This window comes from Rhodococcus sp. 1R11, assembly GCF_004563845.1.
In the GTDB taxonomy this organism is placed as follows: Bacteria; Actinomycetota; Actinomycetes; order Mycobacteriales; family Mycobacteriaceae; genus Rhodococcoides.
Map to the genome: position 1 here is coordinate 134,415 of NZ_SPNG01000002.1, position 22,720 is coordinate 157,134.

General features: G+C 64.7%; 20 protein-coding genes and 2 tRNA genes. 15 read left to right on the forward strand and 7 right to left on the reverse strand.

Annotation, left to right across the window (positions count from 1 at the left end; translation table 11 throughout):
• Positions 1-127 precede the first annotated feature (127 nt).
• The 6 genes from ssb (at position 128) to E4P29_RS03900 (ending at position 8,996) form a co-directional block, all read left to right on the forward strand.
• Complete coding sequence (gene ssb / locus E4P29_RS03875; RefSeq protein WP_135042137.1) at positions 128-616, forward strand: single-stranded DNA-binding protein; 489 nt, start codon at positions 128-130, stop codon at positions 614-616.
• Positions 617-741: 125 nt separating this feature from the next.
• Positions 742-2,421 carry an energy-dependent translational throttle protein EttA gene (gene ettA / locus E4P29_RS03880; protein ID WP_135042139.1) on the forward strand — a complete coding sequence of 560 codons (1,680 nt, stop codon included), beginning with the start codon at positions 742-744 and terminating at the stop codon, positions 2,419-2,421.
• A 1-nt stretch (position 2,422) separates the two neighbouring features.
• Positions 2,423-2,839 carry an acyl-CoA thioesterase gene (locus E4P29_RS03885; protein ID WP_135042141.1) on the forward strand — a complete coding sequence of 139 codons (417 nt, stop codon included), beginning with the start codon at positions 2,423-2,425 and terminating at the stop codon, positions 2,837-2,839.
• A 135-nt stretch (positions 2,840-2,974) separates the two neighbouring features.
• Positions 2,975-7,807 (forward strand): NAD-glutamate dehydrogenase, encoded by a 4,833-nt coding sequence (locus E4P29_RS03890; RefSeq protein ID WP_135042143.1) that lies wholly within the window; start codon positions 2,975-2,977, stop codon positions 7,805-7,807.
• A gap of 42 nt (positions 7,808-7,849) precedes the next feature.
• Positions 7,850-8,314: a thioesterase family protein gene (locus E4P29_RS03895; protein WP_045841282.1), complete on the forward strand. Its 465-nt coding sequence runs from the start codon at positions 7,850-7,852 to the stop codon at positions 8,312-8,314.
• A complete protein-coding gene (locus E4P29_RS03900) occupies positions 8,307-8,996 on the forward strand; it encodes a hypothetical protein (RefSeq protein WP_135042145.1) in 690 nt (229 codons plus the stop codon). The genes E4P29_RS03895 and E4P29_RS03900 overlap by 8 nt, the downstream gene beginning before the upstream one ends.
• 37 nt (positions 8,997-9,033) lie before the next feature.
• Here the strand turns inward: E4P29_RS03900 and E4P29_RS03905 are convergent, their stop codons facing one another.
• The gene (locus E4P29_RS03905) at positions 9,034-10,626 is read right to left on the reverse strand and encodes a glycoside hydrolase family 13 protein (RefSeq protein WP_167735369.1); all 1,593 of its coding nucleotides are present in this window, start codon (positions 10,624-10,626) and stop codon (positions 9,034-9,036) included.
• A 204-nt stretch (positions 10,627-10,830) separates the two neighbouring features.
• Here E4P29_RS03905 and E4P29_RS03910 point away from each other — a divergent pair, with 204 nt between their 5' ends.
• The gene (locus E4P29_RS03910; RefSeq protein ID WP_135042149.1) at positions 10,831-11,289 is read left to right on the forward strand and encodes a cupin domain-containing protein; all 459 of its coding nucleotides are present in this window, start codon (positions 10,831-10,833) and stop codon (positions 11,287-11,289) included.
• A 33-nt stretch (positions 11,290-11,322) separates the two neighbouring features.
• Here E4P29_RS03910 and E4P29_RS03915 read toward each other — a convergent pair whose 3' ends face one another.
• A complete protein-coding gene (locus tag E4P29_RS03915; RefSeq protein ID WP_135042151.1) occupies positions 11,323-11,718 on the reverse strand; it encodes a globin in 396 nt (131 codons plus the stop codon).
• Between the two features lie 50 nt (positions 11,719-11,768).
• Entirely contained in the window at positions 11,769-12,698 is a 930-nt protein-coding gene (locus E4P29_RS03920) for a mechanosensitive ion channel family protein (RefSeq protein WP_135042703.1), read from the reverse strand.
• A 261-nt stretch (positions 12,699-12,959) separates the two neighbouring features.
• Between E4P29_RS03920 and E4P29_RS03925 the strand changes: the two genes are divergently transcribed.
• The 3 genes from E4P29_RS03925 (at position 12,960) to E4P29_RS03935 (ending at position 14,422) form a co-directional block, all read left to right on the forward strand.
• Entirely contained in the window at positions 12,960-13,622 is a 663-nt protein-coding gene (locus E4P29_RS03925; protein ID WP_209205299.1) for an HNH endonuclease, read from the forward strand.
• 82 nt (positions 13,623-13,704) lie between these two features.
• Positions 13,705-13,956, forward strand: a complete 252-nt coding sequence (locus E4P29_RS03930) for a hypothetical protein (protein WP_027497587.1) — start codon at positions 13,705-13,707, stop codon at positions 13,954-13,956.
• On the forward strand, positions 13,943-14,422 hold the full coding sequence (locus E4P29_RS03935; RefSeq protein WP_135042153.1) for a DUF5130 family protein: 480 nt from the start codon (positions 13,943-13,945) through the stop codon (positions 14,420-14,422). The genes E4P29_RS03930 and E4P29_RS03935 overlap by 14 nt, the downstream gene beginning before the upstream one ends.
• Positions 14,423-14,539: 117 nt before the next feature.
• On the opposite strand, the gene pepN is transcribed toward E4P29_RS03935, so the two are convergent.
• Complete coding sequence (gene pepN / locus E4P29_RS03940) at positions 14,540-17,113, reverse strand: aminopeptidase N (RefSeq protein ID WP_135042156.1); 2,574 nt, start codon at positions 17,111-17,113, stop codon at positions 14,540-14,542.
• Between the two features lie 157 nt (positions 17,114-17,270).
• Between pepN and E4P29_RS03945 the strand changes: the two genes are divergently transcribed.
• Positions 17,271-17,888 carry a DsbA family protein gene (locus E4P29_RS03945; protein ID WP_135042158.1) on the forward strand — a complete coding sequence of 206 codons (618 nt, stop codon included), beginning with the start codon at positions 17,271-17,273 and terminating at the stop codon, positions 17,886-17,888.
• Positions 17,889-17,988: 100 nt separating this feature from the next.
• Here E4P29_RS03945 and E4P29_RS03950 read toward each other — a convergent pair whose 3' ends face one another.
• Positions 17,989-18,651 carry a DUF429 domain-containing protein gene (locus E4P29_RS03950; protein ID WP_135042160.1) on the reverse strand — a complete coding sequence of 221 codons (663 nt, stop codon included), beginning with the start codon at positions 18,649-18,651 and terminating at the stop codon, positions 17,989-17,991.
• 16 nt (positions 18,652-18,667) lie between these two features.
• On the opposite strand from E4P29_RS03950, the gene E4P29_RS03955 reads away from it, so the two are divergent.
• Positions 18,668-19,147, forward strand: a complete 480-nt coding sequence (locus tag E4P29_RS03955; protein ID WP_032374451.1) for a ribose-5-phosphate isomerase — start codon at positions 18,668-18,670, stop codon at positions 19,145-19,147.
• Positions 19,148-19,942 carry a DNA-formamidopyrimidine glycosylase family protein gene (locus tag E4P29_RS03960; RefSeq protein WP_032368209.1) on the forward strand — a complete coding sequence of 265 codons (795 nt, stop codon included), beginning with the start codon at positions 19,148-19,150 and terminating at the stop codon, positions 19,940-19,942.
• A gap of 10 nt (positions 19,943-19,952) precedes the next feature.
• Here E4P29_RS03960 and E4P29_RS03965 read toward each other — a convergent pair whose 3' ends face one another.
• Together E4P29_RS03965 and E4P29_RS03970 are read right to left on the reverse strand one after the other, a co-directional pair.
• Positions 19,953-20,747 (reverse strand): DUF1542 domain-containing protein, encoded by a 795-nt coding sequence (locus tag E4P29_RS03965; RefSeq protein WP_135042707.1) that lies wholly within the window; start codon positions 20,745-20,747, stop codon positions 19,953-19,955.
• Between the two features lie 111 nt (positions 20,748-20,858).
• A tRNA-Gly gene (locus E4P29_RS03970) sits at positions 20,859-20,932 on the reverse strand.
• A 170-nt stretch (positions 20,933-21,102) separates the two neighbouring features.
• Here E4P29_RS03970 and E4P29_RS03975 point away from each other — a divergent pair.
• Positions 21,103-21,176, forward strand: a tRNA-Pro gene (locus tag E4P29_RS03975).
• A 101-nt stretch (positions 21,177-21,277) separates the two neighbouring features.
• Positions 21,278-22,657, forward strand: coding sequence for a trigger factor (gene tig / locus E4P29_RS03980; protein WP_167735370.1), 1,380 nt, complete (start codon positions 21,278-21,280; stop codon positions 22,655-22,657).
• Positions 22,658-22,720: the final 63 nt, after the last annotated feature.

Below are 22,720 nucleotides of genomic sequence, written 5' to 3' on the forward strand. Positions count from 1 at the left end.
TCCTGGACGTTCATCCACAGGCTCAGCGGTTGTCCACATTTCGCGAACACGTCCGTCACGGGCGGCTCCGGCGTAGCAGTGTCGATCTCGATCGCAATCACGCGACATTCATCGAGAGGAAGACACCATGTACGAAGCTCAGTGCGCTGTTGTGGGCACCGTCATCACCAATCCCGTCAAACGCTCCACGCCCACCGGCGACGAGGTCCTCAGCTTCCGGATGGCGAGCAACGCCCGCCGGCAGGACCGCAACACCGGTGAATGGACCGACGGCGGCACCCTCTATCTCACGGTCACGTGCTGGCGTCGACTCGTGCGCGGCGTCGGCGCATCGTTGATGAAGGGAGATCCGATCATCGCCTACGGACAGCTGCGCACCAACGAATACACCAATCGCGACGGCGTCGAACGATCCGACCTCGAGATGCGGGCCAGTGCCGTCGGGCCGGATCTTGCGCGCTGCAACGTGGCAATCCACCGGACCAGGACGGTCGCGCCCGAAGTACCTGCTGACGAGGCACTCACCGACGACGAGCGGGGCGCCGCCGAACCACCGGAGGACGAGCCGGATCACGACCGAATCGGTGACGACATCCGCGAGGCGATACCGGCCTGACGGCCCGCCGACATCCGTCGTCCCCGGTGGCTGCAGCCTGCTCGTGACCGCGGACGGCGGATGTGGGCTCGGCGCGGGCTCGGTCGATGGTGTTCCGACGCGCCCGCACCGATAAGCTGGGCGGCATGGCTGAATTCATTTACACCATGAAGAAGGTGCGCAAGGCGCACGGCGACAAAGTCATCCTCGACGACGTGACGATGAGCTTCTACCCGGGAGCGAAGATCGGCGTCGTCGGCCCGAACGGCGCCGGTAAGTCCAGCATCCTCAAGATCATGGCGGGAATCGATCAGCCCGGAAACGGTGAGGCGTTCCTCGCTCCCGGTGCCTCGGTCGGCATCCTCATGCAGGAGCCGATCCTCGACGACACCAAGACCGTTCGCGAGAACGTCGAGGACGGCCTCGGCGAGACGATGGTCCAGCTCAAGCGCTACAACGAGATCGCCGAGCTGATGGCCACCGATTACTCCGACGAGCTCATGGAAGAGATGGGCGAGCTTCAGGAAAAGCTCGACCACGCCGACGCCTGGGAGATCGACTCGCAGCTCGAACAGGCGATGGACGCGCTGCGCTGCCCGCCGCCCGAGTCCCCGGTCACCAACCTCTCCGGCGGTGAGAAGCGCCGCGTGGCCCTGTGCAAGCTGCTGCTCAGCAAGCCCGATCTGCTGCTGCTCGACGAACCGACCAACCACCTCGATGCCGAAAGTGTCCTGTGGCTCGAGCAGCACCTGGCCGCGTACTCCGGTGCCATCCTCGCCGTGACACACGACCGGTACTTCCTCGACCACGTCGCGCAGTGGATCGCCGAGGTGGACCGCGGACACCTGTACCCGTACGAAGGCAACTACTCGACCTACCTGGAAAAGAAGGCCGAGCGCCTCGAGGTGTCGGGCAAGAAGGACCAGAAGCTGCAGAAGCGGCTCAAGGACGAACTCGCCTGGGTTCGCTCCGGCGCGAAGGCCCGCCAGGCCAAGAGCAAGTCTCGTCTCGCTCGCTACGACGAGATGGTGGCAGAGGCCGAGAAGACGAGGAAGCTCGACTTCGACGAGATCCAGATCCCCAACCCGCCGCGCCTCGGCGACGTCGTGGTCGAGGTCAAGAGCCTGGACAAGGGCTTCGACGGCCGCGTGCTGATCAAGGACCTGTCGTTCACGTTGCCTCGCAACGGAATCGTCGGCGTCATCGGACCCAACGGTGTCGGTAAGACGACGTTGTTCAAGACCATCGTCGGGCTCGAGGAGCCGGACGGCGGTGAGGTCAAGATCGGCCAGACCGTCAAGCTCAGCTACGTCGACCAGAACCGCTCGGGCATCGACTCGAAGAAGACGGTCTGGGAAACGGTCTCCGACGGACTGGACTTCATCACCGTGGGCAACTCCGAATTCCCGTCGCGCGCGTACATCAGCTCGTTCGGATTCAAGGGCCACGATCAGCAGAAGCCCGCCGGAGTTCTCTCCGGCGGTGAGCGCAACCGTCTGAACCTGGCAATGACGCTCAAGCAGGGCGGCAACCTGATCCTGCTCGACGAGCCGACCAACGATCTCGACGTCGAAACACTCGGATCGCTCGAGAACGCACTCGAAGAATTCCCCGGTTGTGCCGTGGTCATCTCGCACGACCGGTGGTTCCTGGACCGCACCTGCACCCACATTCTGGCGTGGGAAGGCGGCTTCGGAGACAACGAGGCTGCCTGGTACTGGTACGAGGGCAACTTCGAGGGCTACGAGGCCAACAAGGTCGAGCGGCTCGGTCCCGACGCGGCGCGTCCCCACCGCGTCACGCACCGGAAGCTGACCAGAGACTGACATGTCGGCACAGACCTTCACCTGCACACTTCAGGTGCGGTGGGGTGATTCCGACCGCCTCGGGCACGTCAACAACACCCGGTTCGTCGAGTATCTCCAGGAGGGCCGCGTTCAGTTCCTGAACGCGGTCTTCGGGGGTTCGGGGCGGCGGGGCGCAACGGTGGTCCGCAAGCTCACCACCGATTTTCTGCATCCGATTCTCGACGACTCGGGGCCGCTGACGATCGAACTGTGGATCACGCGCATCGGAACCACCTCGTACGGCGTCCGTCATGTGGTCACCGACCGAAACGGAACGGTGTGCGCGGATGCGGAGGCACTGATGGTGGCCTTCGACCTCGACACGTCCTCGTCCAGGCCGCTGCGCGAACACGAACGAACTGCACTGAGCGAGTACCTCCACAGCGATTCGCAGTGACCGGCGGATCCGCCTGACGCGCTGGTTCCCGAGATCACTGCGGTTGCGGGGTCACCCACACTAGGGTCGAGGGGTCATCGACGACCGGCGATCGGCGGGCGTCGGGAAATCCTCACGAGGGAGTACTCGAAAACAATGTCACGCTCGCTTGACCTGACCGACGACCACTGGGCCGACGGGCTCGACGACAGGCTTCTGACCGAGTTGGCGACATTGCGTACGGAGTATTTCGAGCACACCGACGCCACTGCGCTCGCAGTGTCCGCGCATACCCCGGACATCACCTCCTTTCGGCGGCACGTTCGGCTCGCCGCACAGCGGCTGCCGGGGACGGCGAACGTGGCGGTCCATCGACCGAACGAGTCTGCAACACAGCAGGCAGCGGGAAGCTATCTACAGATCGTCACCGACGACATGCCGTTGCTGGTCGAGTCGATCATGTCGCTGCTCTCGCGTCTCGGCATCGAATACACCGACGTGGTTCATCCCATCCTCTCGGTCGATCGGAACACCGAGGGAGAGCTCCTCGGGCTGAGCTCTGCCGGCATCGCGGAATCCTGGATACACGTGCAGCTGCACCCGTCCACATCCGACGATGCCGTCGCGCAGCTGGAAGAGGAGACCAGTCGAGTACTTGCCGATGTGCGTCAGGTCGTCGGCGACACCGACGAGATGCGTCGTGTGCAGGCTGCGGTGGCCGATCGGTTGGACGGTGTCGCCGCGGCGTCGGGCGACACCGACTCCGAAACAGCTGTCACGCACCGGGATGCGGCTGCCTTGCTGCGGTGGCTGGGCGACGGCCATTACACCCTGCTGGGTTACCGCCGTTACACGATCGACGGTAGCGACGGTGACCGAACCGCGACCGGTGTGGAATCGAGCAGCCTGGGTGTGCTGCGCGATGGCGGGCAGCACGGCGACGGACCCGAACCGGTCGGTGAACGCGACCTGGTGGCCCTGACCCAGGGCCCGAATCCGGCCACGGTTCATCGGGCTGTATACCCCTATTTCGTCAGTGTGATCGACGCCGACGACTCTGCCGAGCATCGGTTCGTCGGCGTCTTCACCGTCACCGCGCTGCACGAGAACGTCCTCGACATTCCGGTGATCGAGCGTCGAGTGCGGTCGGTGATCGCCAGGGCAGGCCACGACCTCGGATCCTTCTCCGGGCAGGCCATGCTCGAGGTGCTGCAGTCGATGCCGCGCTCGGAACTGTTCGCGACCTCTGCCTCGTGGCTGTTCGAAACGGCGAGTGCTGTTCTGGCGCTGGGTCGTCGGCGTAAGGTCAAGTTGTTCGTTCGACCCGATGCGAGCGGGTCCTTCGTCAGTGCGCTGGTGTATCTGCCACGAGATCGCTACACCACTCGGGTTCGGCTCGCGATCCAGGACCGACTGCTCCGGGAGCTCGGTGGTACCTCGCTCGACTACACCGCACGCGTCACCGAATCGGATCTCGCACTGCTGCACGTGACGGTGCGCCGCGCACCGGGCACTGCGTCTCGCCACCTGTCCGCCGACGACATCACCAGGATCGAAGCGGCGTTGACCGAGACCACCAGAACGTGGGAAGACTCGTTGGGGGACGCGGTTTCCCTCGACCGAGCTGTCGACCCGGTGCGAATTCAGCGCTACACCGAGGCATTCCCCGAGGCGTACAAGCAGGACTTCAGTCCGGCCAGAGCCGTCACCGACATCGCCCGCCTGGAAGCGTTGGGCGACGAAGCGATCGACATGCAGCTCTACCGAAACGAACGCTCGGCCGTGGGTAGCTGGCGTTTCTCGCTGTACATCGGCGGCGCGGGCGTATCGCTGTCCCAGGTGCTGCCCATTCTGCAGAGTCTCGGTGTGGAGGTCGACGACGAGCGGCCGTACCCGGTGGTGCGCCCGGACGGAATGTCTTGCTGGATCTACGATTTCGGCCTCTCCGCCTCGCGTGAGATGTTGCGCTCTGCCATCGACGGGGACCTCGACGCCGAGCTGTCCGAGGCAGGCACAGCCGATCGCGAGAGCCGGGTCCAGCATCGATTCACCGACGCATTCGCGGCCGTGTGGAGCGGCGCCGCAGAAGCGGATCGTTTCAACGAACTGGTGATGCGCGCAGGTCTGCACTGGCGGCAGGCCGTGGTGTTACGTGCCTACGCCAAATACCTGCGGCAGGCAGGTTTTCCCTACAGCCAGTTCAACATCGAAGGCGTTCTCCTGGCGCATCCGCGCACCGCTCGGCTGCTCGTCGGACTGTTCGAGGCGCAGTTCGACCCCGAGACCAGTGCCGAGGCGGACGCGCAGGCCATCGGAACTCAGCTAGGCGAGCTGATCGACGAGGTCGTCAGCCTCGATGCCGACCGCATTCTGCGCAGCATGTTCGAGCTCATTCGAGCGACGTTGCGCACCAACCATTTCGTGGTGGGATCCGACGGTGCGCACCGCCCGTACCTCTCGCTCAAGTTCGACCCGCAGTCCATCGCCGAGCTGCCCAAACCGAAGCCCACGTTCGAGATCTTCGTGTACTCCCCGCGCGTCGAGGGAGTGCATCTGAGGTTCGGTGCGGTGGCCCGAGGTGGGTTGCGCTGGTCCGATCGACGGGAGGACTTCCGGACGGAAATTCTCGGTCTCGCAAAAGCTCAGATGGTCAAGAACGCAGTCATCGTGCCCGTCGGGGCCAAGGGCGGATTCGTCGTCAAGCGCCCTCCGGTGACCACAGGTGAAGCCGACCGAGATCGACAGGCGTACGCCGAGGAAGGCAAAGCCTGCTACCGACTCTTCATCGCCGGGTTGCTCGACATCACCGACAATCTCGACCGCGCCACCGGATCGGTATCGGTACCTACCGGGGTGGTGCGCCGCGACGGAGACGACACCTACCTCGTCGTCGCGGCGGACAAGGGCACCGCGACCTTCTCCGACATGGCCAACGGCATCGCCGCCGAGTACGGATTCTGGCTCGGTGACGCCTTCGCATCCGGCGGATCCGCCGGATACGACCACAAAGCCATGGGAATCACCGCGAAGGGTGCGTGGGAGAGCGTCAAGCGACACTTCCGTGAGCTCGGAATCGACACGCAGAGTCAGGATTTCACGGTCGTCGGCGTCGGCGACATGAGCGGTGACGTGTTCGGTAACGGCATGCTGCTGAGCCGCCACATTCGCTTGCTCGCGGCGTTCGACCACCGGCACATCTTTCTCGATCCCGATCCCGATCGAGAGTCGTCGTTCGCCGAGCGGGAGCGCTTGTTCGCCCTGCCGCGGTCGTCGTGGGCGGACTACGACACCTCGCTCATCAGTGCCGGCGGAGGAGTGTGGGAAAGGACCCGTAAATCCGTACCCATCAGCGCCGCAGCACGGTCGGCCCTCGGGTTGGACGACTCCGTCACCGCACTGTCGCCGCCCGAACTGGTGAACGCGATCCTGAAGGCCCCCGCCGATCTGCTGTGGAACGGCGGAATCGGTACCTACATCAAGGCTTCCAGCGAAAGCAACGCCGAGGTCGGCGACAAGGCCAACGACGCGGTGCGGGTCGACGGCGTGGATGTGCGAGCGGCTGTGGTGGGGGAGGGCGGCAACCTCGGCGCCACCGCACTGGGCAGAATCGAGTACGCCGCAGCCGGCGGCAAGATCAACACCGACGCCGTGGACAACTCGGCGGGCGTCGACTGTTCCGATCACGAAGTCAACATCAAGATCCTGCTCGAGACTGCCATCACCAACGGAAACCTGGCTCGCGAAAACCGCGATGAGCTGCTTGCGTCCATGACCGACGAGGTAGGGCGATTGGTGTTGTGGGACAACATCATGCAGAACGAGCTGCTGGGTACGTCCAGATTCGACGCACCCCATCTGGTGACGGTGCACAGCCGGGTGATCGAGGATCTGGAGACGCGTCGAGGGCTCGATCGGGAACTCGAGGCGCTGCCCACCGAGGCCGACCTCCGGCGGCGCAAGCAAGACGGTCGTGGACTGACGTCGCCGGAACTCGCCACGTTGATGGCGCACGTGAAATTGGCATTGGAAGCGGAGCTGCTCGACAGCGAGCTACCCGACAGCGACGTTTTCGCGCCGCGACTACCCAAGTATTTCCCCGAGCCTCTGCGAGAACCGTACGCAGATGCGATCAAGGCGCATCCGCTGCGACGTCAACTCGTGGCGACGACGCTCGCCAACGAGGCAATCGACTGCGGTGGAATCACCTACCCCTATCGCTTGACCGAGGACTCCGGTGCCGCGGGCACCGACGCCATTCGCGCGTTCGCCGCGGCCACCGAAATCTTCGGCCTCGACGACGTGTGGGATTCGATTCGAGCGGCCGACGTACCGACCGCAGTCTCGGCGGAGTTGTTGCTCGAGTCGCGGCGCATGCTGGATCGAGTAGCCCGGTGGCTGTTGGCGAATCGGCCGCAACCGCTGGCGGTCGGGGCCGAGATCAGCCGTTACGCCGGCCAGGTTCGTGCTCTGCAGCCGCAGGTCGCGTCGTGGATCTCCGGTCACCAGGCGGCCGATCTGGACCGGCGGTCGGCGGCTGCGATCGAACGAGGTGCTCCGGCCGAGCTGGCACGTCGGATCTACGGCTTGCTCGACGTCTACTGCCTGCTGGACATCATCGATATCGCCGACATCGTCGACCGGGACGGAGCGGAGGTGGCCGAGCTCTACTTCGCGCTCGACGCGCACATCGGCATCGACTGGTTGCTCACCTCGGTCTCGAAGCTGGCCCGCGGCGATCGGTGGCATTCGTTGGCTCGCTTGGCCCTTCGAGACGATCTGTACGCGTCCCTACGCGGAATCACCAAGGCCGTACTGGCCGCAGGCAAGCCCGACGAGTCGGTGACGGAGAAGATCGCCGAATGGGAATCGACCAATTCGTCGAGGTTGGCCCGCTCGCGTGCGGCACTCACCGAGATCGCCGAGACGGGGACTCTTGACCTGGCGACACTCTCGGTTGCCGCCCGACAGGTGAGAAACATGGTTCCCTGACACCATGGAACTTCCGTTCGATCGAGACGAGGTAGTGACCGCGTGAGTGTGCCCGACGACCATCTGTCCGACAAGCGACCCGCCACCGAGCGGGTGGGCTTTCATGCCGCTGTGGATGTGCGGTGGTCGGATATGGATGTGTATCAACACATCAACCACGCGCGGATGGTGACGTTGCTCGAAGAGGCGCGGATCCCGTGGCTGCTGGTGGACGGCAGGCCGACTGCGAACCTGCGTCACGGTGCCGTCATCGCCGACCTGCACGTGAAGTATCGCGGGCAGCTGCGACACGAGGACGGACCGCTCGACGTCTTCATGTGGATCGACGCGGTCCGCGCGGTGGACTTCGTCGTGGGGTACGAGGTGCGAGCACGCGGGGCATCGCTGGACACGCCGGCAGCGGTGGTGGCGTCGACGCAGATCGCAGCGTTCGACATCGATGCGCAGCGGCTGCGTCGGCTCACCCCCGCCGAGCGCGAGTTCCTGGTGAGTTGGCAGCGTGTATGAGCGCGTTCTGACCGTTCCCGATGCGGTCGAGCGGGAAAACCTCCAGACGTTCTGCAGCAGGGCATTGCGCTTGGACGAGGCCGCTGTCGTTCGACTGCGCACTCGGGTCGGCGGGGGCGTGTCCTGTTGGGCGGCAACCGGTTTCGATGCGCTCGCGGCGCGCGTGATAGCGGGAACCATCGTGCCCGACGACACCAGTGCGGGTGCCGATGTGTTGGTGTCCGCTCTGCAGAACGCGGACGACGGCGTGATCGACCCGGGTTTCTCGATGGACTCCGCGTGGCGTGGCACCCTTCCTCCCGACAGTGGGTTCGAGCATCTCGACGACGTCCCCGCTCGGGTACTCATCGGACTCGCGCAGCGCGGTGCTGCATTGGCGAAGGAACACGGCAGCAGTCACGGGCCGCCGAGCTCGCTGCTCGAACAGCAGGTGTTGCACGTGGCCGGTGACGGCGACGACGTCTCGGTCACCATGCGCACCGTATTCGCTTTGACCGCCATGGGTTTCGTGCCGCACGACGGCAACGATCCGTTGACGATCGACGTCGACCCGGAGAGGATCGCCGCCGCAGAGGTGGTACGAGTACGTGCCACGAAGGTGTGGTTGCGCCTCGATGCCAGGTTCGGGTCGGTGTTCGTTCGCCGTCCAGGACAACAGTTGTCGCTCACCGTCGAACGCTGAGCGTGGCCGGCCGGTTCGGGCGGGCCGGTCGGCCGATTCAGACGAGCCAGGCAGCCGCGTTCGCAGGGAGCATTCCGTTCACCAGCGGAGTGCTGGCCAGCAACACTTCGCCGGGTGGGAGTGGGATCGACTCGTCGGAGGCGTTGAGGGCGCAGATCAAGCCCCCACGGCGGCGAAAGGCCAGACATCCGGGAGGGGCACCGTACCAATCGATTCCGGCACCGGTGAACTCCGGCCGCAGGGTGCGCAATTCGAACGCCGTGCGGTAGAGACTGAGCATCGAATCGACCTCTTCGAGCTGCACCTCGGCGGTCAGCCCCTTCCACTCGGGCGGCATCGGCAACCAGGTGCGATCGGTGGTGGAAAACCCGAACGGCGGGGCATCGCCCTCCCATGGCATGGGCACTCGGCAGCCGTCGCGTCCGCGCTCGGTGTGCCCGGATCGCTTCCATACCGGGTCCTGCAGGGCACTGTCGGGCAGCTGCACGTTCGGTAGCCCGAGCTCGGCACCGTTGTAGACGAAAATCGTTCCGGGAAGGGCCAATTCGACAAGAATCATGGCCCGGGCCCGGTGGTAGCCCAGGTCTCCGTCACCGTATCGGGTGACCTCGCGTTCGACGTCGTGGTTCGACAGTGTCCACGTCGGGGTGCCCCCGACCAGTTCTACGGCTGCGATCGAGTTGGAGATCGCATCGCGGATGGTCTCGGCATCGAACTCGACACTGGCCAAACGGAAGTTGAAACCCAGGTGCAGCTCGTCGGGCCGGATGTATTCGGAGAACCGGACGTTGTCCTGGACCCAGATCTCGCCGACCGTCACCGCGTGGGGGTAGTCGTTCATGACGGCTCTGATGCGGCGGTGCAATTCGTGTACTCGGGGGTTGTTGAACCGGGGATCGTCGTCGTCGTTCTTCATCAGTGCGTTGAACTCGAGGCTCATGTCGGCCAACTCGGCGGGCTTCGCCATGCCGTGGGCGACGTCGAGCCGAAATCCGTCGACGCCTCGGTCCAGCCAGAACCGAAGAGTGCGCGCAAAGTCGTCGAAGACCTCGGGGTTGTCCCAGTTCAGGTCCGGTTGTTCGGGCGCGAAGATATGCAGGTACCACTGACCGGGGGAGCCGTCCTTCTCCTCGACCCGCGTCCAGGCGGGACCGCCGAAGATACTCGGCCAGTTGTTCGGCGGCTGTGAACCGTCGTCGCCGAGTCCGTCCCGGAAGATGTAGCGCGCTCGCTCGGCGCTGCCGCGAGGGGCGTCCAGAGCCGCCTGGAACCATCGGTGTTCGCTGCTGGTGTGATTGGGCACCAGGTCCATCGTGACCTTGATGTCGCGGGCGTGGGCCTCGTCGAGCAATGCGTCGAAGATCTCGAGACTGCCGAACATGGGGTCGATGTCGCGGGGGTCGGAAACGTCGTAGCCGTGATCGGCCATGGGCGACCGCGTGATCGGTCCGATCCAGATGGCATCGATACCGAGCAATTCGAGGTAGCCGAGCTTGTCTCTGATGCCGTCGAGATCACCGATTCCGTCACCGTTCGCATCGGCGAACGACCGGGGATAGATCTGGTAGAAGACGGCGTCCTGCCACCACGACAACTCGGTGCTTTCGATCGGATCGGTCACAACTGGCAATAGTGCCAAACGAATGGGCTGCGAACGATTCGAGGGCGCTGAGGTGCTACCTGCACCCGGTCGAGGCGGACCATCCGAAAGTAAAGGATTGTGCTCATTCACATGACCGACACGTATCCCCACGTTTGGAAAGTGTTGTATGTTCTGCAACGTGAAACGTGTCGCGGCCGGTGCCGCGCCCGACGGTGAGGACGCGACGACACCATGATGACCTCGACCGTTGCTGTGCGGCTGGAAGATATTTCGCTCTCCGACAGTCCCATCGAACCCACGTGGATCCTCGAGGGAAACCCGCGGGCGCGCGTCGCGGAGTGGTCCAGAAGCACCGACGGCACCACGACCACCAATGTGTGGGATTGCACGGCCGGTCGCTTTCGGTGGTACTTCGCAGTCGACGAGATCGTCCACATCATGGACGGGTCGGTCGTGGTGTCCAGCGAGAACCACGCGCCCCGGACTCTGGTCGCCGGCGACGCAGCGTTGTTCCGGGCCGGCACATGGTCGGAGTGGCACGTCGAGAACTACGTGCGCAAGCACGCGATCTTGCGACAGCACCTGCCTGCGCCGCTGAGCTTCGTGCTCGGGGTAGCCGGCTCACTCCGCCGCCGGCTCGGTCGCCTCAAAGGTGGCGCAGCGGGCCCGCGGCGAGGCGCATCGCTGTAGTTCGTGACGCCGTAGTACGTGACGCCGTAGCTCTCAGATTGCCGAGTTCATCATCGAATTGGCCGCCATCTCCATGTAGTCGACGAGTTGCGTCCGGTGCGCAGAATCCAGGACGGCCGGGTCGATCGAGGCAATGGCGATGTGCATGCATCGAAGCCACGCGTCACGTTCGAGCGGCCCGATCCGAAACGGATTGTGACGCATCCGCAATCGCGGATGACCCCGTTCGTCGGAGTACGTACGGGGTCCGCCCCAGTACTGCTCGAGGAACATGCGCATCCGCCGTTCGGCAGGTGCCAGGTCCTCCTCCGGATACAGGGGCCGCACGATGTCGTCCTTGGCCACTTCCTCGTAGAACTTCGCCGTGAGCAATCGGAACGTCTCCGCACCGCCGACCGCGTCGTAGAACGTCTGCTGCGGTTCGGTCATCACACTCTCTCTGTTCGTTCCTCGTCGGCGTCGATCACACTCATTGTCCCTCAGCTGCTGCTCTCGACTGCAATCCCACCCGGACGGCCCAGCGCATAGGGGGCTTTGATACCGGCATCGTCGAACGACTGCAGGATGTCGCGGTGGAGGCGGCGCTGCACAGCCCATTGGCGGCCGGGTCGGGTTTTGATCGTGATCCGAATGGTCACGGTATCGGCGCTGACGGCATTGACGCCGAGCATCTCCGGGGGTTCGAGGATGTCGTTTTCGAAGTCACCGGAGTCCACGACCTCGGTGGTGGTTCTCTCGGCGACGGCGCAGGCCTCGTCGATGTTGGCCGTGTGGGAGACGGGGAGATCGAGGACCGCCACAGCGAACCCTTGGCTCATGTTGCCCACCCGCAGAACTTCGCCGTTGCGGCAGTACCACACGGTGCCGTTGACATCCCTGATCGTGGTGACTCGCAGTCCCACGCTTTCGACCGTCCCGGTCGCCTCACCGAGATCGACGACGTCGCCGACTCCGTACTGATCCTCGAGAAGCATGAAGATTCCGGACAGGAAGTCGCGGACGAGGTTCTGCGCACCGAAACCGAGGGCGACACCGACGATTCCCGCCGATGCGATGAACGGCGCGACGTTCACGCCCACGACGTCGAGCACCGACAATACGAACCAGGTCAGGATCATGACCGACACCGCCGATCGGAGTACCGAACCGATCGTGTTGGCCCGCTGTCTGCGCCGTTCGTTGAGTATCTCGCCCTTCACCGTTCCCGAGGACCGGTCGCGTAACGGCCGGAGAAGCGCAGGTGATCGGCCGGCGTCGTGTCGAGTGAAGCGGTCGATCATGCGGTGCAACACGAGCCTCAGCACGATCGAAAGAATTAGATAACCGAGGATCTGCAACGGACGGTCGACCAGCCAGTCGCGTCCGGTGTCGGTCAGTTCGAATGCTCGGGTGTCGAGCTCTCGCAGCATTGAAAGATCGGATACAGGCGATACGGACAGAAGGGTTGATACAGCCACCCGAAAAGTCTACGGAGACGCAGAAATCTTGCCAGTCGCGCAGCGCATGGCGCTGTCGATCCTCGAACTCCACGATAGGAAACCGAAATGTTCACCGATCGGCAACAGAAAATGCGCAGAAAAAGGCTGTGCGCGGGCGGTGTATTCGTGTTCCACTGTGACTCGTGTTCCACGCAAGCCATGCGCGGGCGCCGACACTCCCTGGAGTAACGCATGAAGAACTCTCAACACCGCCACCGACAACTCCCGCCCACTGAGGGCCGCACCGCGCATGACCAGCGTGAGACGGCCTCGGGGGCTTCTCCGCTGCGCGTGGTGCCGACGGCCCACAACGCCACGGGCGACGACGCCGTACCGGCGTGGGTCAAGCGCCGTGTGCTGCTACTCAATGCAACTTTCGAACCACTGACCGCGCTACCGATGCGCCGGGCGGTGGTTCTTCTCGTTTGCGGCAAGGCCGACGTGATCCACGACGATCCGGAGGGGCCGTTCATCCGGTCGGCCGATTTCTCCGTCCAGGTGCCGTCGGTGATCCGGTTGCGGACGTTCGTCCGAGTTCCTTATCGAGCGCGGGTGCCGATGACGCGCGCGGCACTGATGCATCGCGACAGATTCCGCTGCGCATATTGCGGCAGCAAGGCCGAGACCGTCGATCACGTCGTGCCTCGTAGCCGCGGTGGCGGCCACTCGTGGGAGAACTGCGTGGCGTGCTGCGCCTCGTGCAATCACCGCAAGGCGGACAAGCTGCTCAGCGAGATCGGGTGGACGTTGCGAGCCCAGCTCGTACCGCCGAAGGGTCCGCACTGGCGTTTGCTGGCGACGACCAAGGAGTTGGACCCGAGCTGGTTGGCCTACCTCGGCGAAGGTGCCGCCTGACTGAAGGGCGTCGGGCTCTTTTCTGTCACAACACCTGCCCCGACGTGGTCCGACGGGCAATTGTCGACTAACGTCACACCCCGTGAGCATTTTGGAGACCACGCTGATATTCGGGGTGATTCCGGTTGCGGTGATCGGAATCGTCGGCGCGTTGTCCTACTTGACCGATAAGCAGCCGGGGATGGACGTCGCTCCCTACCGGCTGACGGACGAGTGGACGCGCGAGCCATTGCTGTGGAGCGCTACGGACGAGGTGACTCCGTTCGGGGGCCACGGATCGCACGACGCGGACACAGCCGATTCGATCGGAGGTGCTGCAAGTGGCAAGTGGTGAATTGGTACGTGGCGGTGACGTCCGGGAGGAAGATCTGCCGTTCGGTGCTGCACTGACGGCAAGCGGTCGAGTATCGGTGGCACACGAGTTCGGCACGCCGAGCCCGGAGCATCTCCCGTTCGCGACGCAGGATCTGGTCGCGCTCGACGACGCACTGACCGAGGCCACCCGGCAGACGAAGATTCGTTTCAACATCTACATCGGTGACCTGGGAGCCGATCCGGCTGCAGGGGCGGATTCGGTCTTCCCCGGCACCCCCGATGCGATTCGTTCGGTTCTGATCGCTGTCGACCCCAACCGGCACGCGCTCGAGATCCGGACCGGAAAGCGGGTCTCGAACCGCGCTACCGATCGGGTGGCTCAGCTCGGCGTCACCGCCGCGCTCGGCCCGTTCCGCGACGGCAACCTCATCGACGGTCTCGTGACCTCCGTCCGCGTGATGGCAGCATCCATCCTCGCTCCGTAGCTCGTCGCGCTTCATCCCCGTAGTTCTCGGCCGTCGGTTCCGGCGACGACAAGGGCCGGTTGTATCTCACCTCCGCGGGTGAGACGCAACCGGCCCTCGTCGTGCATGTACCGGTGATCAGCCGGCGTCGAATGCCCGGGCCGCGAGTGCCCGAACGACTCCGGCCCGGCCCTCGATCACCAATCGGCGCAGAGCGGGCGGAAGGTCGCGCTCGAGGAACCTGTCGGCTGCGGCCAACGACTGCTCGCTGATCGACCACGACGGGTACAGGCCGACCACGACGGTCTGTGCGACTTCACTGGATCGACGAGCCCACACGCCGTCGATCGCCTCGAAGTAGCGGTCGACGTACGGCTCGAGCAGTTCGCCTTGGCCGGGGCCTGCGAAACCACCGATGATCGAGCGCGCCGTGATGTTCGGGACCGCGTCGTCGTCGACGACGGTCGTCCATGCCCGCTCCTTCACCTCGGCACTGGGACGCGCTGCTCGTGCAGCGGCAGCCGACCGCGCGCCGGCGGCGGTGTTGTCCTTCTCGGCTTCGGCATCGATGACCGGCGAGTCGATCCCGTCGGCATCGATTGCTCCGGCCGCCGCGAGAGCGGTGACGATGCGCCACCGCAGATCCGTATCGATGTCGAGTCCGGCCAAGGACTGCCCCTGTGCGTCACCGTCCAGGAGTGCGCGCAGTACCTCGACATGGCGCTCGCCGAGTTCGGTACCGGTCAGAGCATTGACGAACGCCAACTGGTGATCCGAGCCCGACTCGGCACCGCGGGCCAGCTCGAGCACCGCGTCGGCGAACTCGGGGACTCCGTGTTCGGCCGCCCACACCGGATCGGCGTAGCTGGTGATGGCCGTCTGCGCTTGGAGCAGAAGACGTTGCACCACACCCACTTCGGTCTCGCTACCGATTCCGCGCTGGACCAGGGCCACGAAGTCGCGTGCCTTCATCTCGGCGGACCGAGTCATCTCCCATGCGGCCGACCAGGCGAGAGTACGGGGGAGCGACTCGGCGATGTCGCCGATCCGATCGACGAGAACACCGAGCGAATCCGGGTCGAGCCGCACTGCGCAATACGTCAGGTCGTCGTCGTTGACCAGCACGAGCTTGCCGCGCGATACACCCACGAGCGCTTCGACATTCGTCGATTCGGCAGCGTCCAGGTCCAGCTCGACGCGGTCGGTACGCACCAACTTGCCGTCGACGTCGTCGTAGATGCCGATCGCGATGCGGTGTACACGATGCTCGCCAGCGCCCGGTGCTGCGCCGGTCTGCGACACTGCGAACCGGGTGAACTTGCCCTCCGAGTCGACGTCGAAATCGGGGCTCAGAGTGTTCAGGCCGGTGGTCCGCAGCCACTGCGCACCCCAATCGGAGAGATCGCGACCGGACGACTTCTCCAGTGCCGCAAGCAGATCCGAGAATGTTGCGTTGGCGAACGCGTGGTCGACGAAGTAGGCCCGCAACCCGGCCAGGAAGTCCTCCTTGCCGACGTACGCAACCAGTTGCTTGAGCACGCTGGCACCCTTGGCGTACGTGATGCCGTCGAAGTTGACTTCCACGGCGGCCAGATCAGGGATGTCCGCGGCGATGGGGTGAGTCGAGGGCAGCTGGTCCTGACGGTAGGCCCAGGCCTTCTCGACGTTGGCGAACGTCGTCCACGCGTTGGTGTACTCGGTCGCCTCGGACTGGCACAACACGGAGGCGAACGTCGCGAACGACTCGTTGAGCCACAGGTCGTCCCACCACGTCATGGTCACCAGATCGCCGAACCACATGTGCGCCATCTCGTGCAGCACGGTCTCGGCGCGTCGCTCGTAGGAGTACCGCGTCACCTTGGACCGGAAGACGTAGTCCTCGAGGAACGTGACGGCCCCGGCATTCTCCATGGCACCGGCGTTGAACTCGGGCACGAACAGCTGGTCGTACTTGCCGAACGCATACGGGGTGCCGAAGTTCTCGTGGTAGAAGCCGAAACCCTGCTTCGTCTCGGTGAACAGTCGCTCGGCGTCCATGTGCTCGGCAAGCGATGCGCGGCAGTAGATTCCGAGAGGGATGGTGCCGTGATCGTCGGTGTACGAATCGGTCCACTCCGCGTAGGGACCGGCAATCAGGGCAACCAGGTACGTGCTCATCAGCGGCGTCGTGTCGAACACGTGCTCACCTGCGGCCGGCTCGGCACCGTGCGCTGCGTTGGAGATGACGGTCCAGCTCTCGGGAGCGGTGACCTTCAGATCGAAGGTGGCCTTGAGGTCCGGTTGATCGAAGCACGCGAACATGCGCTTGGCGTCCGCGGTCTCGAACTGCGAGTACAGGTACACCGAACCGTCCGACGGATCCACGAAACGGTGCAGGCCCTCGCCTGTGTGCGAGTAGACGCAGTCGGCATCGACCACGAGCTCGTTGTGCTCGGCGAGATCGCCGAGTGCCAGGCCCGTGGACTCGTCGTAGTTCGTCGTGTCGAGCGCGGTGCCGTTGAGCGTCGCCGACCGGATGGTGCCGGCGACGATGTCCACGAAAGTCGACGCTCCCGCGGTGGCGGCGAATGTGATGGTGGTGAGCGAGCGGAACGTCTTCTCGCCGGAATTGCCCTGGCCGTCGGTGAGATCGAGAACGATCGCGTACTTCGTTTCCCCGATTATCGCCGAGCGCTCGGAGGCTTGGTCACGCGTCAGGTTGGGAGCAACCACTTCAGTCGACACCTCTTCGTGTAGTTATGGGTAGTGCCGTCCATCCCATCACGTCCGCAGTGTCGCGCGCTGGCTGACGGGTCGCGCGGAATGCCCACGCGGTGGACGGTTGTTACGACATCAAGAGATAGCGACCTCGACTTTCAAGGAGCAGACAGTGGCCGGTTCAGGACAGAAAGACACCGCTGATTTTTGGTTCGACCCGCTGTGCCCATGGTGCTGGATCACCTCACGCTGGATTCTCGAGGTCCAGCAGGTGCGCGACATCGACGTCAATTTCCACGTCATGAGCTTGGCCGTGCTCAACGAGGGCCGCGACCTGCCCGAGGAGTACGCCGCCATGATGAAGAAGGCGTGGGGTCCGGTGCGGGTGGCGATCGCTGCGGCGAAGAGCAACGGCAACGAGATCCTCGCGCCGCTGTACGCCGCCATGGGCACGCGAATTCACAACGAGGGCAACAAGGATTTCGACGTCGTCATCCGAGAGTCCTTGGCCGAACTCGACCTGCCCGCAGAGCTGGCGTCGGCAGCCGAGAGCACCGAGTACGACGAGGACCTGCGCACCAGCCATCACGCGGGTATGGACAAGGTCGGCCCCGATGTGGGCACCCCGACCATTCACGTCAACGGTGTCGCGTTCTTCGGCCCCGTTCTCTCGCGCATCCCGCGCGGCGAGGAAGCAGGCAAGCTGTGGGACGCGTCCGTGATCTTCGCGTCGTACCCACACTTCTTCGAGCTCAAGCGCTCCCGCAACGAGGACCCGCAGTTCGACTGATCGTGTCACCCTCGTGCGTGGAAACTCGTAGCAGGAGCCGGGGTTTCACGCACGAGGGGCCAGCTTCCCGCACGAAGGGGCCAGCTTCACGCACGAAGGGCTAGGCGACGATCCGATCCGAGCCGCTGTCGGTGCCGAACGTCAGATGCTCGCCCAGGTAGAAGCGCCTGGCCGACCACGCCGCTACGGCGGCGTCGAGAAAGTCGTCGACGAGCGGCCCGTTCGGCAGGTCGTCCAGATCGAGATCCCCGGTCCATCGTGTCAGTGCGGCCAACCGTTGACCGACGCCGCGGCCCGTTTTCTTCGACGCGTAGACCGTGGTCGGTGACATCGCCCTGAACGAGCATTCGGGATGCACTTCGACGTACCGTTCCGCATCGAAGTCCGAATCTCGCCACGCCCGAACTGCGGGCAGGATGTGCCACGTCTGCTTGCTGATCGCCTTGCCGGTCTTCGACCGCGAGATCGAGCATGCCTGTTCGTACGACACTGCGTCCAGAACATGCGCGACGGGGGTGTGAAAGATCGAACTGCGCGCAGTTCCCAGGAACCTCTTCGCCTCCAGTTCGCTGACGCGGTAGCCGTCCACGGGTAGCGACAACGGCATGTCGACGCCCACTCGCGCGCAGTCTCGGGTGTGCTCCAAGACTTCGGAGACCGAGGAGCAGGCCGTCCACGTCACTCTCGTGCCGTCGAAGACTGCAACCACCCACGCACCCTTTGCGCCGTCGACACCGGCGAATTTCTCGGCTCGTGAGTTCACCTGTCAGACTCTAGGCATGCGCGTATACCTGGGTGCCGACCACGCCGGCCTCGAGTTCAAGAATCAGATCATCGAACACCTGACGGCAACCGGGCACGAGCCCGTCGACTGCGGTGCCTTCGACTACGACCCCGTCGACGACTACCCGGCCTTCTGCATCGACGCAGCACGTCGCGTCGTCGCCGATCCGGGCAGCCGCGGCCTCGTGCTCGGCGGATCCGGAAACGGCGAGCAGATCGCCGCGAACAAGGTGCCGGGCGCACGCTGCGCCCTCGCGTGGAGCGTCGAGACGGCAAAGTTGGCTCGCGAACACAACGATGCACAGCTCATCGGCATCGGCGGTCGCATGCACACGTTGCCCGAAGCACTGGCCATCGTCGACGCGTTCCTCGGCACCCCGTTCTCGGGCGAGGAGCGCCACCAGCGTCGCATCGACATCCTGTCCGAGTACGAGCGCAGCGGCGAAGCACCCGAGGTTCCGGGAAAGCCCGAGTAAGTGCCCGAAGGGCATACCCTGCACCGACTCGCTCGGTTGCATCAACGTCGGTTCGGCGGGGCACCGGTGGAGGCGAGCAGTCCCCAGGGACGGTTCGTTTCCGGTGCCGCGCTGATCGACGGCCTCGTCCTCGAGAAGGCCGAGGCATGGGGCAAGCACCTGCTGCACCGCTACGAATCCGACCTGATCGTGCACATTCACCTCGGCCTGTACGGAAAGTTCACCGAACACGCAGTGCCACTGGACGATCCGGTGGGTGCGGTGCGTCTGCGCATCGTGGGGGAGAAGTACGGTGCCGACCTGCGCGGCCCGACGGCCTGCGAGATCTACACCGAGCAGCAGGTCGACGCCCTCCTGGCGCGTCTGGGGCCGGACCCGCTCCGCAAGGACGCCGACCCCGACGCCGCCTGGGCACGAATATCCAAGTCACGCACGGCCATCGGCACGTTGCTGATGGATCAGAAGGTGCTCGCCGGCGTCGGCAATGTCTACCGCGCCGAGATCCTCTTCCGGCACGAGATCAACCCGATGCGGCCCGGAAAGGACCTCGACCGAGCCGAGTGGGACGCCATCTGGCTCGATCTCGTGGACCTCATGGCCATCGGTGTCCGACGCGGTCGCATCATCACCATCCGGCCTGAAGACGATCACGGCGACACCTACGGTGCCCGCCGACCGCGTTCGTACGTCTACCGCAGGGAAGGCCTCCCGTGCCGCGTGTGCGGAGCCGAGATCCTGCACTCGACGATGCAGGCGCGAAACCTGTTCTGGTGTCCCGTCTGTCAGGCGACGTAGGGCGGGCGAGCTAGAACCCGCCGAAATCCCCTCCGCCTCCGCCGCCGTCGAAAAAGCCACCGCTGTCTCCGCTGTCGAAGAAGCCGCCGCCGTCACCGCCGTCGTTACCTGCTCCGGCGTCGCCGCCGCTGTAGTCGTCACCGCCGCCCCCGTCGGAACCGTCCGCACCCAGGTCGCCACCCGCTGCGGTCTCGTCCGGAACTCCGGCCATGCCGGAGAACATCGCCGAGAACAGGAACATCGAGCCCATTCCCCATGCGCCGGCGACCAAGGCCGGACGCCACCACGGTTCGGAGTACCAGCCTGCGGGTACCGGTCGGCCCGCCACTCGTCCGCCGGGGTAGTAGTTCGGGGTCCGGTCCGACGGGTCCGGTGAGGCCGCGATCTCTCGTCCCTCGAAGTCGACCTTGCGTTCCTCGGTGACACGGCCTGCTTGCTGTTGGCCGTCGATGCCCTGTACTTCGGGGCCCGGGTCCATGCCCATCGCCAGGCGCGCTGCGCGAATGTAATAAAGCCCTTCCAGCGCGGTCTGCTTGGCCAGCCTCGCCTGTTCGACGGTTGTCGCCTGGTCGATCTGCGAGCCCGCTGCGATATTGCGCTCGGATGCGTCGGCGAGGGCCTGCTTGGATGCGGTGTCGGAGCCGACGAGGTTGTAGACCTGGCCGCCGAGCCGTTCGATCGACTGGCGGGCGTCGGCCTTCGCATCGGCCAGTGCGGTGGCCGCGGCTGTGGCGGAGTTCTTCTTGCTGCGAAGCACCAGCAGTGCCACTACGGCGACGACGATGACGATCAGGACGATTTCCACTTCTGAGCCTTCCATCGGCGATACATGTCCAGTTCGTCCGATTCACTCGAACACTGTCGACGATACGCGGACACGAAAAAGCCCCGCACTCGTCGAGTGCGGGGCTTTCGATGGAGCCGATGACGAGAATCGAACTCGCGTAGCCTGTTTGGAAGACAGGGGCTCTACCATTGAGCTACATCGGCGTGCAAACAACAGTCGTGGGATCGCCAGTTCCGTCGCCTGCGTTTCAAGACTGTACCCAAAGCGGTTGCCGGATTCCAAACCGGCCCGTCGAGCCCGGTCTCACGGAACGTCATGGGTGGGGCGCCCATGAGGGGCTACTATCGGTTGCTGTTCAATGGTGTCCGTACGACGGGGTGTGGCGCAGCTTGGTAGCGCATCCGCTTTGGGAGCGGAGGGTCGCAGGTTCAATTCCTGTCACCCCGACAAATGAGAGCCGCGGGCACGGCTCACCGTGCTCGTGGCGAGCGGAAGACAGCAAGCCAGAACTGCCAGCAAGCAAGAATCACCACAAAGGAGCATGTCCCGTGAAGAGCACCGTCGAGCAGCTGAGCCCGACGCGAGTCCGTATCAACGTTGAGGTGCCCTTCGAGGAGCTCAAGCCTGATTTCGACCGCGCGTACAAGGCTTTGGCTCAGCAGATCCGCCTCCCCGGATTCCGTCCCGGCAAGGCTCCGGCCAAGTTGCTCGAGGCGCGAGTCGGCCGTGGTGCCGTACTCGAGCAGGTCGTCAACGACGCTCTTCCCTCCCGCTACTCCGAGGCCGTGACCAACGAGAAGGTCAAGGTCATCGGCCAGCCCGAGATCGAGATCACCAAGATCGAAGACGGCACCGAGCTCACGTTCACCGCCGAGGTCGACGTGCGTCCCGAGATCGAGCTGCCGGACTACTCGACCATCAGCGTCGTCGTCGATCCGCTCGAGATCAAAGACGAGGCCGTCGACGAGCAGCTGCAGTCGCTGCGTCAGCGTTTCGGCACCCTCACCGGTGTCGATCGCCCGGTGCAGACGGGTGACTTCGTTTCCATCGACCTGTCGGCGACCGTCGACGGCGAGAACGTCGAAGAGGCCACCGCGAGCGGACTGTCCCACGAGGTCGGATCCGGCCAGCTCATCGAGGGCCTCGACGACGCGATCATCGGCGTCTCGGCCGGCGAGTCGAAGGAATTCACCTCCACGCTCGTTGCCGGTGAGTACGCGGGCAAGGAAGCCGTCGTCACGGTCAAGGTCGTCTCCGTCAAGGAGCGCGAACTGCCCGAGGCCGACGACGAGTTCGCCCAGCTCGCCAGCGAGTTCGACACGTTCGACGAGCTGCTCGAAGATCTGAAGACGCGCGTCGAGCGAGTCGCGAAGGTCGAGCAGGCCGGTCAGATCCGCGACAAGGTGCTCGAGACGCTGCTCGAGACCCTCGAGATTCCGGCTCCCGAGGCCGTCGTCAAGGCCGAGGTCGACTCCCAGGTGCACGAGGCCATCCACGGCCTCGATCACAACGAGGAAGCGCTCGCCGAGTTGCTCGAGTCGCAGGGTTCGAGCCGCGAGGAGTTCGACAAGGACGTCAAGGAGGGTGCCGAGAAGTCGGTGCGCACCCAGCTTCTCCTCGACGCCATCGCCGAGGCCGAGAACACTCAGGTCGGCCAGGACGAACTGACCGAGCGGATCATCTTCCAGGCGCAGCGCTACGGCATGCCGCCCGAGCAGTTCATCCAGCAGGTGCAGCAGGCCAACCAGCTCGGTGCCGTGTTCGCCGACGTCAAGCGCGGCAAGGCACTTGCCTCGGTCGTCGAGCGCGTCACTGTGACCGACACCAACGGAGCCAGCGTCGACACCGCCGAGCTGTTCGGCAGCCCTGCCGATGCTCCCGACGAGGTCGAAGCAGCTGATTCTTCCGAGGGCGAACAAGAGAAGTAACGCTCACAGCGAACGACGGCGGTTCCGGGACTCCGGGGCCGCCGTCTTTCGTTAGTGTCTGTG